We start from the raw sequence: 14,653 nt of genomic DNA on the forward strand, positions 1-14,653 counted from the left end.
CATACACCCCCGTTTCCAAGGACAACCCCACCATGTGGGGTTATTTTGCGTAGAAATTTTAAAAAGCATCGTTAAATAACAAATGTTTACGCTTACATTTTTATCTAAAATACAGCTATAGCACATCAGCAGCAGAGAGGAGTGATGAAATATGAAGGGGGAGCTGGCAGCTGGAACGCCGTCCGGAGTACAACCGCCGGATAATGAAATGAAGCATCGAATCAGGCAGCAGCGGCTGAGACGGTTCAAGACCAATATTCCGTTAATCTTGATGTTTATTCCGGTAATCCTGTTTTACCTGACCTTTCGTTATGCACCCATTGGAGGACTGGTCATGGCCTTCAAGGACTATAACTTCTATGATGGGCTCTGGCATAGTCCGTGGGTTGGCTTCCAACATTTCGAGACGCTGTTCAGCGATCCGCGTACGGTGGAGATTATCCGGAACACTTTGTTTCTCAGTCTGTTAAGCATCATCGTAGGATTTCCCATTCCGATTATCCTGGCCATTATGCTCAATGAAGTGCGAAACATGGCCTTCAAGCGGACAGTGCAGACCGTGGTCTACATGCCGCACTTCTTCTCCTGGGTCATTATTGCGATGATGATCATGACGGTATTCTCTTTGGAGAACGGGATCGTAAACCGCTGGGTCGAAGCTTGGACAGGTGAACCTTACCCGTTTATGTACAACAAGGGCTCTTGGATTGCGGTGTTCGTTGGATCAGGGATCTGGAAGGACATGGGCTTCAATGCCATCATTTTTTTGGCGGCACTAACGACCATTGATCCGAGCCAGTACGAGGCTGCACAGATGGATGGGGCGAGCAAACTGCGGCAGATCTGGCATGTGACCCTTCCGGGCATACGTTCGACAATTATCCTCTTGCTCATTCTGTCGATGGGACGGGTGATGGAGGTTGGCTTCGACCAGGTCTATATGCTCCAAAATTCCAATGTCAACGAGGTTGCTGATGTCATCAGTACGTATATTTATCGCACGGGTCTTCAGGGAGCACAGTTCAGCCTGACGACGGCGATGGGATTGTTCGAATCCCTGGTGGCCTTTATTCTCATCTTTTGTGCGAACTACATTGCACGCCGATTCAACGAAGGTCTGTGGTAGGGAGGGAGAACAGCATGAGAAAAACCAGAGGAGAAAAAGTCTTTTATCTGATCAATTATGTATTGTTATCATTGGTTGCCATCAGCTGCATCCTGCCCCTTCTGAATATCATTGCTCTGTCATTCAGTGATGCAAGAGCCGTCGTATCCGGTAACGTGGGGTTATGGCCAGTCGATTTCACCTGGTTCTCCTATCACAGCCTGATTACGGGGACACCGATTCTGAATGCGTTCTGGAACAGTGTGGAGATTACGTTAATCGGCACAGGGCTCAGCATGGCCGTGACCATTATGGCGGCATATCCACTGTCACGGAGGCACTTCTATCACCGGCGATTTTTTACGATGGCAATGGTGTTCACAATGATTTTTAACGGTGGACTCATTCCGACTTACCTGGTGGTGCAAAACCTGGGGCTGGTGAACAGTTACGGTGCACTCTGGCTGCCTGGCCTGGTGAGCACGTATAACATGCTGATCATGCGCTCCTATTTTGAAAATCTGCCCGGGGAAGTAGACGAGGCGGCCCGGATTGACGGTTGTGGTGAGCTGGGACTGTTGTTTCGTATTGTGCTTCCGCTATCCAAGCCTTTGCTGGCGACCATTGCTCTCTTTTACGGCGTGGGGTACTGGAATTCGTTCATGAGCGTGATGATCTACATCAACGATACGTCCAAATACAACATGACTGTACTGGTCCAGAATATGATTATGTCCAATCTGAATGTACAGGACTTTACCGATCCAACCATGATTTCGAATCTGACACCGGAAGGTATCCGGGCAGCAGCCGTGATTGTGATGGTCATTCCCATTTTGGTGGTATATCCGTTCCTGCAGAAGTACTTTGTCAAAGGGGTTATGCTTGGTTCGATCAAAGGGTAAGACAGGCAAGCGGGATGTCGGTCATATTGCGTGGTGTCATATTACAGGATAGAAAGAGGGTCTTATCTATGGCGTTAACGATGAAGGCATGGGTGAAGTCGGGTCTCGTTCTGGGCTTGATCGGCGGTTTGCTGGCAGGCTGCACAGGTGGGGCTGGCAGTGAACAGGCAGAAGGTGAAGGCAGCAGAGGCAACATCACATCAACGATCTATGATCGGGGTGCGGTTCCGAGCGGTATGGGCACGATTGAAGATAATATGTGGTCCAAGTGGATTAACGAGAACGGTCCGGCAAATGTCAAATATACGGCAGTTCCCCGCTGGGAATCCCAGTCCAAGTTAAACGTATTATTTGCTTCAGGCAGCGCGCCGGATGTCATTTTTGAATTCGGTACGCCCATCCGAAATACCCTGTTTAATCAGAAACAGCTTATGCCGCTGGATGAATTGATCGAGAACTCCAGCGTGGAATACAAAGCACTCATGGAGAAATATCCTCAGCTGAAGAAGGCAGGCATCAAAAGCGATGGCAAGTTGTACGAAGTCGGACGCATGAATGAGGTATTTCCGCTGACGAGCTTTTTCATCCGGGAAGACTGGTTGGAGAAGCTGAATCTGGAGGTGCCGACGAACGAGGAAGAGATGCTGGCTGTCGCCAAAGCCTTCACGGAAAATGATCCGGATGGAAACGGCGCGAATGATACATATGGCATCGGCGGGTTTCAATTCGGGGATACAGCAGGTCTGTTCCGCTATATGTTCAACGCCAACTGGGTCAATGTAGAGAATGGTGAAATCGTTGTGGGTCCCAACCACATGAAGGAAGCGACCGCGTTTAAACGTGCCTTGTTTGAAGCAGGCGTGGTGGATAAGGACTTTTTGACCGATAAGGACGGTGCCAAGGCGAAGCAGGATTTCCTGAATGGCAAAATCGGCATGTATGCTGCCATGACTTCAGATTATACGGGTTTTGCGGCGAAAGAACTGGATACGCTGATGCAGAATGTTCCGGAAGCTAAACTAAAAGTCATCGCTCTGCCAACCACTTCGGTCGGACAATACACGATGGTATGGAACAACCCGGTGCAGATGACGGCGGTCGTGAATGCACGTGCCAAAAATCCCGAAGCGGTCATAAAGTATATTGATTTCTTAACCAAAACAGAGTCCGGTCGAACCTTCAAAAATGGATTTGAAGGCACGCATTACACCCTGAACGATCAAGGTTGCCCGCGTATTTCCGATCAGGAGAAATACAAGCAGGAAATCAGCTGGGCAGGAGACTATGCCATGATGTACAGCCGCCTGGAGGAAGGCAAATGCGGGTATACCGAAATGCTGTTCAGCGAGGAGATTCCCTCCCAGAAGGAAGGGCTGCGACTCTTCAAGGAAGCACGGGAAGTATACATGACGGATCTTCCGGTCGGAGAGGGCGTGACCCACTCGGAACACATGCCGCAGCTGCCGAAGGAGCTTCAGGTGAAGCTGACCAATGTAACGACAGCCATCAACGATATTTTCACACGGTCCATCATTGGCGGCAGCAAATATACGGTTGAACAGGCTGCGGCGGAAGCCCAGCAGAAGTGGGAGCAAGGCGGAGGGCCAGAGATCGAAACGTGGTACAAAGACTGGTGGAGCAAGGAAAAGGATAATGTGCTGGTATGGGACGATTTCTATGAAATCTATGAACAGCAGCAGGCCGATTTTAAGAAGTCGGAGTGAACAGATTCTTATATAGTTAATGATTCAGCCTGGGCCTATCGCCCAGGTTTTTTTCCTTAATGGATATTCTCTTGTCCATTTCAGGTTAATAATGAGAAGGAAAGAAGATATTAACGATTTCAACCTGTAAAATGAGATATAATAATCGTATTGGGTACGTGAAATTTTACATAGAGTTAACGAAAGAGACTAACGGAGCTGGCTGCGTAGACCAAAAAAATGAGTCACGGTAATCTAGCCCTCCGGTGCCGGAGGAATGATAATGATCAAGCTGTTGTACTACTTGAAGAAGTATCGGGTTGCCGCGATCGCTGCACTGGTCATGATGCTGATTGAGCTCGCGGTGGAACTTGCTCAACCTTACCTGATCTCCAAAATCATTGACAACGGGATACAGCAAGGAGATCTGTCTGTGGTTTGGTTGTGGGGCGGCGTGCTTGTAGGCAGTGCTGTCGTGGCATTTGCTGCCGGAATTGCCAGTTCATTTTTTGCATCACACGCGAGTCTCGGGTTCGGATATGATCTGCGGGAGAAGCTGTATGACAAAGTGCAAGCGTTCTCTTACGCCGTGTTTAACCGTTTTGCCACGTCCTCGCTGATTACCCGATTAACCGGGGATGTGACCCAGGTACAGGATACGGTATTCATGAGTCTGCGGTTCATGACACGTGTACCACTAGTGGTTATCGGAAGCATGATTATGGCCGTTGTCGTGAATCCAAGGCTGGGATTGCTGCTTGTGGTGATGGTGCCTGTGCTGCTCGTATTTGTTATCTGGATGATCAAAAAGGCCGCGCTGCTGTTCCGCAATGTGCAGCGCAGACTGGATGCCGTCAACGGTGTCATCCAGGAAAATCTGACAGGCATTCGGCTGATCCGTGTCTTCGTCCGAATGGGCCATGAGATTGAGCGCTTTGCCGGATTCAGCGGCAAGCTGATGAAGGGTACGATCTCCGCGCTGCGCCTGACAGAGACCACGATGCCATTCATGCTGCTCATGATGAATGGCTGCATCATCGCCGTGCTCTGGTTTGGACGGCGTGACATCTTGACCGGCAGTGCAAGCGTCGGTGAAGTGGTCGCGGTCATCAATTATCTGCTCCGCACCATTGGAGCCATGTCTGCCTTGTCCTGGATTCTGGTGACCTTCTCCAGAGCCAGTGCTTCAGCGCAGCGAATCAACGAAGTTTTTGATACAGAGGATCCATCGGAGGCTGCTCAGAATTCAGCTGTAGTTCAAGACCCTGGAACTGGAAAGCAGGTTAAGCGAGCTAACGCTGTTCAAGGTGCAGTTGAATTCCGAAATGTAGGATTCAGCTATCCGAACAGTGATATTACGGTCCTGGAGGATATTACGTTCTCGGCCAAGCGAGGCGAGCGCATCGCCATTATGGGTGCGACAGGAGCAGGTAAATCCTCACTCGTGCAGCTGATTCCAAGGTTGTATACCGAGGATCAGGGGAAAGTGTTCATTGATGGTGCAAATGCAGACCACCTGCCAATACCTACATTGCGGGGTGCAATCGGTTACGTGCCGCAGGAGGTGGTTCTCTTCACGGGTTCCGTACGGGATAACATTGCCTGGGGACGGGAGGACGCAACGCTGGAAGAGATCAAGGAAGCTGCGAAGCGCGCCCAGATTCATGACACGATTGAGAAGCTCCCGAATGGATATGATACTCAGCTGGGTCAGCGCGGGGTTAACTTGTCCGGTGGCCAGAAGCAGCGCCTGTCCATAGCACGCGCATTGATCAGACGTCCGAGCATTCTGATTTTGGATGACAGCACCAGTGCACTCGATGTGGCAACGGAAGCGAGGCTGCTGGATGCGCTGGAAGAGCTATCTTGTACAACCTTTATAATCACCCAGAAGATCAGCTCAACGACCTCTGCGGATCTGATTCTGCTGCTGGACGATGGACGGCTGATTGGGCAGGGAAAACATGAAGACCTGATGGATTCGTCCGAGCTGTATCGCCGAATCTACGGATCTCAATACGGGGAGGGTACACCGCATGTTCAAAGCGTTCATTGAACCTTTCCGTCAGCCACCACCGCCACTGGATCCCGAAACGCTAAAAGCAGGTGGAGGTCGCAAGCCGAAGGCACGGGCGAAGAACTGGTCTGGTACATTGGGCCGGATCTGGACTTACTTGGCCCGCCGCAAAGTGAAGCTGACGCTGGTACTGCTAATGGTATTTGCCAGTTCTGCACTGGCGCTGCTTGGTCCTTACATGGTCGGCGTGGCTGTGGACAATTATATGGATGGAGAAGCGACAAGCTCCAGCTGGATGACGTTTTTGTTGGGACTCGCAGCAGTATATGTGCTGTTCTCACTCACGTCCTGGCTGCAAAATATATGGATGATTGAGATCGCGCAGGAGACTATTTTCCGGATGCGTTACGATCTGTTCTCCCATCTGCACAAGCTGCCGATTCCATTCTTCGGCAAACGCCAGCAGGGTGAGATCATGAGCCGGGTTACGAATGACATCGAGAATGTCAGCGGTACGCTGAACAGCTCGGCCATTCAGATTTTCTCCAGTGTGTTGACACTTCTTGGGACGTTTGGTGTGATGCTCTGGTTAAGTCCATTGCTGACCTTGCTGACATTTATCGTCGTACCGCTGATGGCGATTGGCATGCGCTGGATTACACGTCGAACCGGACCGCTCTTCAAAGAACGTCAGCGTAATCTCGGTGAACTTAATGGGTATATTGAGGAGACCTTGTCCGGACAACGAATCATCAAGGCCTTCTCCCAGGAGGAGCGGGTGGTTCGCGGATTCGAAGAGCGGAATACCCGAATCCGGGTATCCGGTTTTTGGGCGCAGACCATTTCCGGTTTTATCCCCAAACTGATGAATGGATTGAACAACCTGAGCTTTGCTATCGTTGCAGGGATCGGAGGTATTTTGGCCATCCAGGGTACGGTTACCGTTGGGGTCATTATCATCTTCGTGGAGTATGCTCGTCAGTTCACTCGTCCGCTGAACGACCTGGCGAACCAGTGGAATACGCTATTGTCCGCGATTGCAGGGGCGGAGCGGGTGTTTGAAGTGTTGGACGAGGATGAAGAAGCGAAGGATGAAGGAGCTGCAGTTTCTCTGAACAAGGTGGAGGGAGCCGTGCGCTTCGATCGGGTTTCCTTCGGATATGATGAAGGGCGCAACATTTTGCATGAGATCAGCTTCGAGGCGAAACCGGGTGAGATGATTGCCCTAGTGGGGCCGACGGGAGCTGGGAAAACAACCTTGATTCAGCTATTGTCCCGCTTCTATGATCCGACAGCGGGAATGTTGACCGTGGATGGACGGGACATTACGACCATTCGGCGTGAAAACTTGCGTTCCCACATGGCTTTTGTTCTTCAGGATTCATTTTTGTTCCAAGGGACAATACGGGAAAATATCCGATTTGGTCGTCTGGATGCTACAGATGAAGAAGTGGAAGAGGCTTCGAGACTGGCCAATGCTCACTCATTCATAATGCGCATGAAGGATGGGTATGACAAAGTGCTGCAGGCTGACGGGAGCGGCATTAGTCAGGGGCAGAAGCAGCTGCTTGCCATTGCCCGGGCAATTTTGGCTGATCCATCCATCCTGGTATTGGATGAGGCGACCAGCAGCATTGATACCGTTACGGAGATCAAAATTCAGGAGGGTTTACAGCGGCTGATGCAGGGGCGTACCAGCTTCGTCATTGCCCACAGGCTGAACACCATTCGGCAGGCAGACCGGATTCTGGTGCTGAAGGATGGGCAGCTGCTGGAACAAGGCTCGCATGATGTGCTGCTGGAGCAAGGCGGCTTCTACAGTGAACTGTATTACAGCCAGCTGCGCAAGAAAGCGCAATAGTAGTCTGTGAGTCAGGGGATTATATAGCTTTGATTATTTATCGTTACACACAAAAGAAGAGCAGGAGTGGGGGCATACTTGCCCTTCATTCCTGCTCTTTGTTTATTTCTAGAATGGGAGAATTCATTCGCGTTTATTTCGTCACACTGCTCAGTTTGTATGCGCCATCTGTCAGCCGGTTTGTATTGGCAAAATCCACACCAGGCTTGTTGGTTTCCGGATTAATGATCGCAATCGCGATATCATAGGTTCCGGCAGCAAGGGCTGAGACCGAAATGGAATCGGTCAGGGTGTAGGTACCCGTTTTCCAAGTGGTCAGATTGACGGTAGTTGTTTTCTTGGCAACGACTGTATTGCCGCTGCGCAGCTGAATTTCAACAGGCCAGGCAAAAGGGAAATGCTGAACGCCTTTGTTTTCCACTTGGATTGTTGCCGTAAAGGTGGTTCCGCTAATGGTGGAAGGGTGGGAAATTTCCTTCACAACGAAGTGATAACCCATTCTTTTCTTGAGTGCATCGATATTGGCCTGCAGTGCATGATTCAGCGGGAGTGATGCGGGAGAGTTCGGACCAAGCCAGCTCGGTTTGCTAAGTTCGGTCTGACGCAGGGTTTCCGTGAATCCACTGCCGCTCGTTAAGGATGCAAGCATCCCGGGGGCACCACCATAGAATTCACCACCGGAGATTCGGGTTTCCCAAAAGTTCGGATGTCCTGGCTGCTGCTGACCGATATCATCCCAGTAGCCGTTCTGTGTGCCGGTATACCAGCCCCAATCGGCATCGAAGCTGTCCTTGTGACCAAAGACATCATTGAACATGCCCATAACCATGCCTTTATTGTTGGTTTTGGCAAGAGCGATGCTGCGACGAATCAGAACCTGCATTTTGTCCTCTTTGCCAGCGAAGGCATCAATGTAATGCTGAACATACTTGTTGGAGATATCATTGGTAGGGAAAGCGCCTGTGTAGTTGGTTTCACCATTTGGACCGACATAAGGCCAAGTATGGAACTCGCCCCAGTGTCCAAGGGAACCAATCTGGATAAAAGCAACCGGCCGATCATTGGTGTTATACCTGGCGGCGATGGCCTCTATGGCTAGTTTATGCCGTTCCTGCAAATAGGTAGAACTGTAGTTGGGGGAGAAGCCCATGTTGTTGCCTGCCCCCATGCCCCCGGTCGTATCGTTATATGGCGTTCCGGGAGAAATGCCTTGGCTTACCATGTCATTGTATAGCCAATCGGGAATATCCCGATGAGCCTGGCCTGTAGGACTGTCGAGTATGAAGCGCAGCACCACTTTGACGCCCTTGCTTTTCCAATACGCAAAGTTGTTGGTTGCTTCAATTGCACTAAAATCATAGGTGCCTTTGGTAGGCTCAAGTTCCTTCCAGGTTACCCCGGCATACACGAGCCTGTGCGGCTGTTCATAAGTGGTGCTCTTGGCGGAAGGTGCCCAGCCTTTGAATGGGTTATTGAGTGGGCTGTCAAGCTCTACCGGATTTACAACCGTGTGGTTACCCGAACCGCCATCGGAACCACCTGAGGTAAGCAGGTAAGCGGGCAGCGTCTGTCCCGCGGCAGGCAGCCTGGATGTATCGGAACTGTTGTCGATAAAACCGACCCGGACCGTGCTGCCAGCATTGATCTGCAATGTAGCCAGAGGAATAGCCACTTCAATCACTGAAGAACTGCGATAGAATTGTGCACTGGTGAGTGTGCTGCTAAAATTCCAGCTCCAATCGCTTCCGCTGCCAGTGTAGGCATATAAGCTTGTATTTTCGAGCAGCCATTCGACACCTGTCGTTCCCCAGCCAGAAGCCTGGTAACCTGTTGTGGTATTGTTATCCGTATTAATCCAGAAGTTCCCCATCGATGTACTCAGCCCCGTGCCTTGAATGAGCAGGTAGAGGTTCGTTCCATCATTCGTCAGTTTGAGCGTTTGAGCTGTGCCGCTATTGGAAGCAAGCGTTTCAACAGTGCTCCAATCACTGACGTTGCCATCAATGGTAATGGCAGCAGCGACAGCCTTGGGCATCGCCCCAGCAGGCAGTATTAAGGTGATTAAGAGAACAAAAGTCAAAAAGAGTCCAAAAGTCAGTTTGCTTCTATCCAACAATCTTGTCATCGAATCCCTCCTGAATAATGAAATTATTAAAATACGGGTACTAAGATCGTTGTTTCTCCTCAATGGATCATTCACGATGAGGGTGGGTTACTTCTTCTGTTCATCTCCTTCCTGTTCGCAAATATTGCGAGATAATGACGCCTTATGTAAATGTCATGGTAGCTATTGTTGGAGAATGTATTTTCCGAGTTGTGATGAATTTTTGCGGCAAATTAAAAGTGTGGTTCTCTTCGTTGTTTTCCGCGTATAAATTGCATTATAGGGGATGGAGTGGCGAGTTACAACAGGAAATTTTCCATAATTTATCTGTTTTTTTGTATCTATTGCAAGGAAAATTCGTAGTATTTATTGTGAAAGTCCACTAGACTGAATTTATTTTTTTGCCGCAATTTTTAGTGATGTTAATCGATTATAAAATAATAACTCCAATATGTAAACGCTTTATAACTTATTTTACAAACAATTTGTCTTTATAAGTGCTTAAGTCGTTTATTGATTTGTATTGCCGCAAATAAAATAAAAAATTTAGCCAAAATAAATTGACAACAACTGAAAACTATTTTACTATCGTTACATATTCACAATTCTGTAAGGTTTCTTTACATCGAAATTGCATAATGGCATTTGCCGCAAATTTAAGAGCAACGGAGTGTGTGAGCATGGGGAAGGTAAAAATGGCGTTTATCGGTGTGGGGGATATGGGGTCGCATCATTGTATCGGTTTTGATCTGCTTGAGGAATGTGAGGTTCGCTATATCTGTGATATGAATGAGGCCAATGTGGCGCGGACCCTGGTTGAACTTAAGAACAGCAACCCTGATGTATTGAAAGATTATCGTGAATTGCTGCATAAAGAGGATTTGGACGCGGTGGTCATCAGTGTACCCAACTACTTGCACCGTGAAGTGGCAGTTGCCTTTTTGGAAGCTGGCAAGCATGTATTCCTTGAGAAGCCGGTTGCTCATACCATTGAGGATTGTGATGCCATTATCCAGGCAGCCGAAAATGCTGGACGTGTTTTGCAGATCGGACTTGTGTATCGGTATTCCAATCTGTACCGCCGGATGGCGAGAGAGCTGGAGAGCGGGCGTCTTGGCGATGTGAAGATGATGTGGTGTAAGGAATTCCGTGATCCGTTTCCACCGGCGGATTGGTTCTATGACAAATCCAAGTCTGGCGGAGCCATCGTAGAAAAGGATTGCCATCACTTTGATATTTTCAACTGGATGATCCAGGCGAACCCTGTCCGTGTTTTTGCCTCGGGTGGACAGCATGTCATGAAGCAGGGCGAGCCTAACCGGATTCAGAACTCCTACAGTCATTATCCGGCCAAACAGATTTCCGATACCTCAATTGTGGACCATGCGTTTATCACCATTGATTATGATAACGGCAGCAAGGCCAATTTGGGCCTGTGCATGTATCTGAAACCCCGAAATCTAATGGGGGAGGGACTTGAGATTGGTCTGATCGGAGAGAATGGCGGCCAAATGGTTGCCCGCAATGACAAGACCATTGATATCGTCGGCGGTCAGGACTGGACCCGAGATCACCTGGACATTGATGTGACTTCCGATTCCATCATGGGCGGACACACAGGGGGACAGACCCAGCGGATTGATTTTCTGAAATGTGTGCAGGAAGGCAAATCGCCTTTTGCTAGTGCGCAGGTTGGCCGTAACGCATTGTTGATTGCCCTCGCGGCAGAGAAATCCATCGTGGAAGAACGGTATGTTTATTTAGAGGAAATTACAGGCTGAGGGGTGTCATCATGAACAGATTGAGAAAATATGACACACTGCTGTTCTTTCTCTTCATTTTGCCTTGGATTATAGGCTTTATCACCTTTTTCCTGTTTCCTTTTGGGACGTCCGTATTTTACGCATTTACGGATGCCAGACTTCCTGGAGCAACCAATTTCAACTTTGTCGGTTTTGATAATTTTACGCACATGATGGATGATCCGATCTTTTTAAAAAGTTTGCTGAACACGATGTATTTTGTTGTATTCGGTGTTCCCATCGTCACGGCCGGCATGCTTGGTCTGGCGATGCTGCTTAATTTTAATGTCAAAGGGATCGCGCTGTTCCGAACTTTCTTCTATCTCCCGACGCTGGTGCCTATCGTAGCAACGGTCATTATCTGGCGGCTGGTATTCAATTCGGAATTCGGCATATTGAATGCCGGACTTGGTGCTCTCGGTCTGAGCAAGATTGACTGGATCGGCGGAGAGCATACCATTAAGCCTGTCATCATCCTGCTTCAGGTCTGGATCTCCGGCAGCGGGGTGCTGATATTCCTGGCCGCCCTCAAGAATGTCCCCAGGCATCTGTACGAAGCTGCGGCAATCGACGGGGCAAGCGGCATCCGGCGATTTTTCCGCATCACCTTGCCGATGATTAGTCCTTCCATTCTGTTTGTCATCATTATTCAGACGATGTATAACTTTCAGATGTTTACGGAAGCATTGCTGCTGTCCAAGGGTGGGCCGAATTATTCTGCTTATACGTTTGTCTACAATATTTACAAGTCCGCATTTACCGATTTGAAGTTTAGCATGGCGATGACGCAGTCGATTTTCCTGTTCGCCGTGATCTCGCTGGTCACCCTGATTCTGATGAAAGTTTCCAACCGCTTTGTGTATTACGAGGGAGAACGATAGGAGGAATGCTGCATGAATACCCGAAAAATAGGGGTAAAAGCGTGCCAATATACATTGCTGGTCGCGGCGTTGATGCTGTTTGCAGGGCCTCTTGTATGGATGCTCTCAACCATGCTGAAAACCAAGGCGGAGACATACAAGGTGCCTCCGACAATCCTGCCTGAACAATTCAGTCTGGAAGCATTTGAACGATTGTTTACTGTGCAGCCCATGATGTGGCAATGGATACAGAACTCATTTATCATTTCCTTTTTTGTGGCGGCAGGAGCGGTTGTATCCAGCTCGCTTGTCGCTTACGGTTTCTCCCGTTTTGCAACCAAATACCGGGATATCCTGTTTCCTGTTGTCCTGGTTACATTGATGATCCCTCCTTCCATAATGATGATTCCCTCGTATGTCCTTTTTTCCAAATTGAACTGGATCGACACCTGGCTGCCTTTAATTGTTCCATCCTGGCTTGGAGGTGCTTATTACATCTTCCTGTTTCGGCAGTTTTTCATGACCATTCCTCAGGAGCTGGATGAAGCTACATATCTCGACGGCGGCAATCGCTGGACGGTGTATGCAAGAGTCATTATGCCGCTCTCCAAACCCATTATTATGACGACCATCATTTTTGCCTTTGTGAACTCCTGGCTCGATTTTCTGGGGCCGTTCCTGTATATCAAAAACGCCGAGATGTTCACGCTGAGTGTGGGACTGCAGCTGCTGATTGGTCAGACAAGCCAGGATTTGCCGGCACTTGCCGCAGGAGCATTCATCAGCATTGTTCCCATTGGCTTGCTGTACTTGTTCGCTCAACGCTACATCGTTGAGGGGGTGGTGCTCACGGGCACCAAAGGATAGATGGAGGGCTGCCTGCTTTCCGGTTTTCAGAGTGAGATGACTATTCGATATGATGCAAAGGGGAGCTGTAGATGAGAGGAAAAAGTAAACGACTGTTCAATGTGTGGGCATTTGTACTTGCCACGATGATTGTCATTAGTGGATGTGGAAATGGTGAATCATCAGAAGTGGCCAGCTCCAGCGGTTCCGGAAGCAGTGGGGGAGAGCCTGTAACCATCACATACTCCCAGTGGGGGACGGCAGAAGAGCTTCATCGGACGCAGGAATTATTGGATCAGTTTATGAAGGAGAACTCTGATATTAAGGTTAAGCTGGAGGGCAAGGATTGGAGCAGTTATTGGGATGGATTGACCGCCAATGCAGCGGGCGGCACGCTTCCTGACGTATTCAAAACCAGCTATGCCTATGTGGAGAAGTACGCCGAACTCGGCATTTTTAAGGAACTGGACGGCTTGCTTGCTGATAACCAGTTTGATCTGAACAACGTGGATCCAAGTCTGCTCGGTCTACACCAATATCAGGGAAAACAAGTATCCCTGCCCATCGATGCCAATGTCATCGTCTGGTATTATAACAAAGCCATATTTGAGAACGCCGCAACGAATCCTCACAACGCTCCGGTTCCATCGCTTGAACCGACGTGGGATGAAATCACTGACATAGCAACGAAGATGACACTCGACAAAAATGGGAAGAGTGCAGATGAGGCGGGATTTGATGCCGGCAATATCGTACAGTGGGGCATGTCGGTTTCCCCGGGATCCACAATGGATTGGTTCCTGGAGCCAGCGCTCTGGTCCAACGGCGCCAAGCTTGTGAATGACGATGGCTCGCTTGCGCTCGAAACACCAGAAGCAATGGAAGTGCTGAACTATTTTATCAATTTGACCAAAAATAAAAAAATTAACACCACCCCTGCTCAGATTGAAGGATTGGGGGGGCAGGTTAACCTCGCAATCACTACGTCGAAGGTAGTGATGAACCCGGGTGGCAGCTGGAATACAACCAACTACCAGGAGGCTGGCGTGGAATATGGCATTTCGTATCTGCCCAAATTCAAAACCAACCAGACCGTAGTTCAGCCTGCCGGACTTGCGATCAGCTCCAATACCAAACACGAAGAAGCGGCCTACAAGCTGCTGGCTTGGCTCGCCGGACCGGAGGGTCAGACCGAACTGGCGAAGCAAGGATACTCCATTCCGGCCAATAAGGCAGCGGCAGATGCCTACATTTCCACTGTTGGCGAGGATAATAAAATCTTCCTGGACGCGCAGCAGTACGGCATTGTTTCACCGTTTACGACGAAGAAAACCGATCTGGTATGGACGTATGGTGAGCAATCCCTTAAACTTCCGCTTGCAGGAGATGGGGATCTCAAGGCAGCGCTTCAGGATCTCGCGTCCAAGATGCAATAAATCGAGAGAGTTTT

At 49.3% G+C, this 14,653-nt stretch carries 10 protein-coding genes; 9 read left to right on the plus strand and 1 reads right to left on the minus strand.

From position 1 onward, the window contains the following. Positions 1-151 precede the first annotated feature (151 nt). From CHI14_RS12270 to CHI14_RS12290, 5 genes are all read left to right on the plus strand, one after another. Positions 152-1,126, plus strand: coding sequence for an ABC transporter permease (locus CHI14_RS12270; protein ID WP_095288725.1), 975 nt, complete (start codon positions 152-154; stop codon positions 1,124-1,126). A gap of 14 nt (positions 1,127-1,140) precedes the next feature. Further along, a complete protein-coding gene (locus tag CHI14_RS12275) occupies positions 1,141-2,010 on the plus strand; it encodes a carbohydrate ABC transporter permease (protein ID WP_095288726.1) in 870 nt (289 codons plus the stop codon). Between the two features lie 68 nt (positions 2,011-2,078). Beyond that, positions 2,079-3,734 carry an extracellular solute-binding protein gene (locus CHI14_RS12280; RefSeq protein WP_170948112.1) on the plus strand — a complete coding sequence of 552 codons (1,656 nt, stop codon included), beginning with the start codon at positions 2,079-2,081 and terminating at the stop codon, positions 3,732-3,734. A gap of 262 nt (positions 3,735-3,996) precedes the next feature. Next, on the plus strand, positions 3,997-5,769 hold the full coding sequence (locus CHI14_RS12285; protein ID WP_095288728.1) for an ABC transporter ATP-binding protein: 1,773 nt from the start codon (positions 3,997-3,999) through the stop codon (positions 5,767-5,769). Further along, positions 5,750-7,591, plus strand: coding sequence for an ABC transporter ATP-binding protein (locus CHI14_RS12290; RefSeq protein WP_095288729.1), 1,842 nt, complete (start codon positions 5,750-5,752; stop codon positions 7,589-7,591). Before CHI14_RS12285 ends, CHI14_RS12290 begins: the two co-directional genes overlap by 20 nt. 133 nt (positions 7,592-7,724) lie before the next feature. On the opposite strand, the gene CHI14_RS12295 is transcribed toward CHI14_RS12290, so the two are convergent. Then, positions 7,725-9,716 (minus strand): DUF4832 domain-containing protein, encoded by a 1,992-nt coding sequence (locus CHI14_RS12295; RefSeq protein WP_095288730.1) that lies wholly within the window; start codon positions 9,714-9,716, stop codon positions 7,725-7,727. Positions 9,717-10,375: 659 nt separating this feature from the next. Here CHI14_RS12295 and CHI14_RS12300 point away from each other — a divergent pair. The 4 genes from CHI14_RS12300 (at position 10,376) to CHI14_RS12315 (ending at position 14,639) form a co-directional block, all read left to right on the plus strand. Next, entirely contained in the window at positions 10,376-11,476 is a 1,101-nt protein-coding gene (locus CHI14_RS12300) for a Gfo/Idh/MocA family protein (RefSeq protein ID WP_095288731.1), read from the plus strand. Between the two features lie 11 nt (positions 11,477-11,487). Further along, positions 11,488-12,378, plus strand: a complete 891-nt coding sequence (locus tag CHI14_RS12305) for a carbohydrate ABC transporter permease (protein ID WP_095288732.1) — start codon at positions 11,488-11,490, stop codon at positions 12,376-12,378. A gap of 12 nt (positions 12,379-12,390) precedes the next feature. Next, a complete protein-coding gene (locus CHI14_RS12310; RefSeq protein ID WP_095288733.1) occupies positions 12,391-13,224 on the plus strand; it encodes a carbohydrate ABC transporter permease in 834 nt (277 codons plus the stop codon). A 71-nt stretch (positions 13,225-13,295) separates the two neighbouring features. After that, on the plus strand, positions 13,296-14,639 hold the full coding sequence (locus tag CHI14_RS12315; protein WP_095288734.1) for an ABC transporter substrate-binding protein: 1,344 nt from the start codon (positions 13,296-13,298) through the stop codon (positions 14,637-14,639). Positions 14,640-14,653 lie beyond the last annotated feature (14 nt).

This window comes from Paenibacillus sp. 7516, assembly GCF_002272715.1.
GTDB classification, from domain to species: Bacteria; Bacillota; Bacilli; order Paenibacillales; family Paenibacillaceae; genus Paenibacillus; species Paenibacillus illinoisensis_A.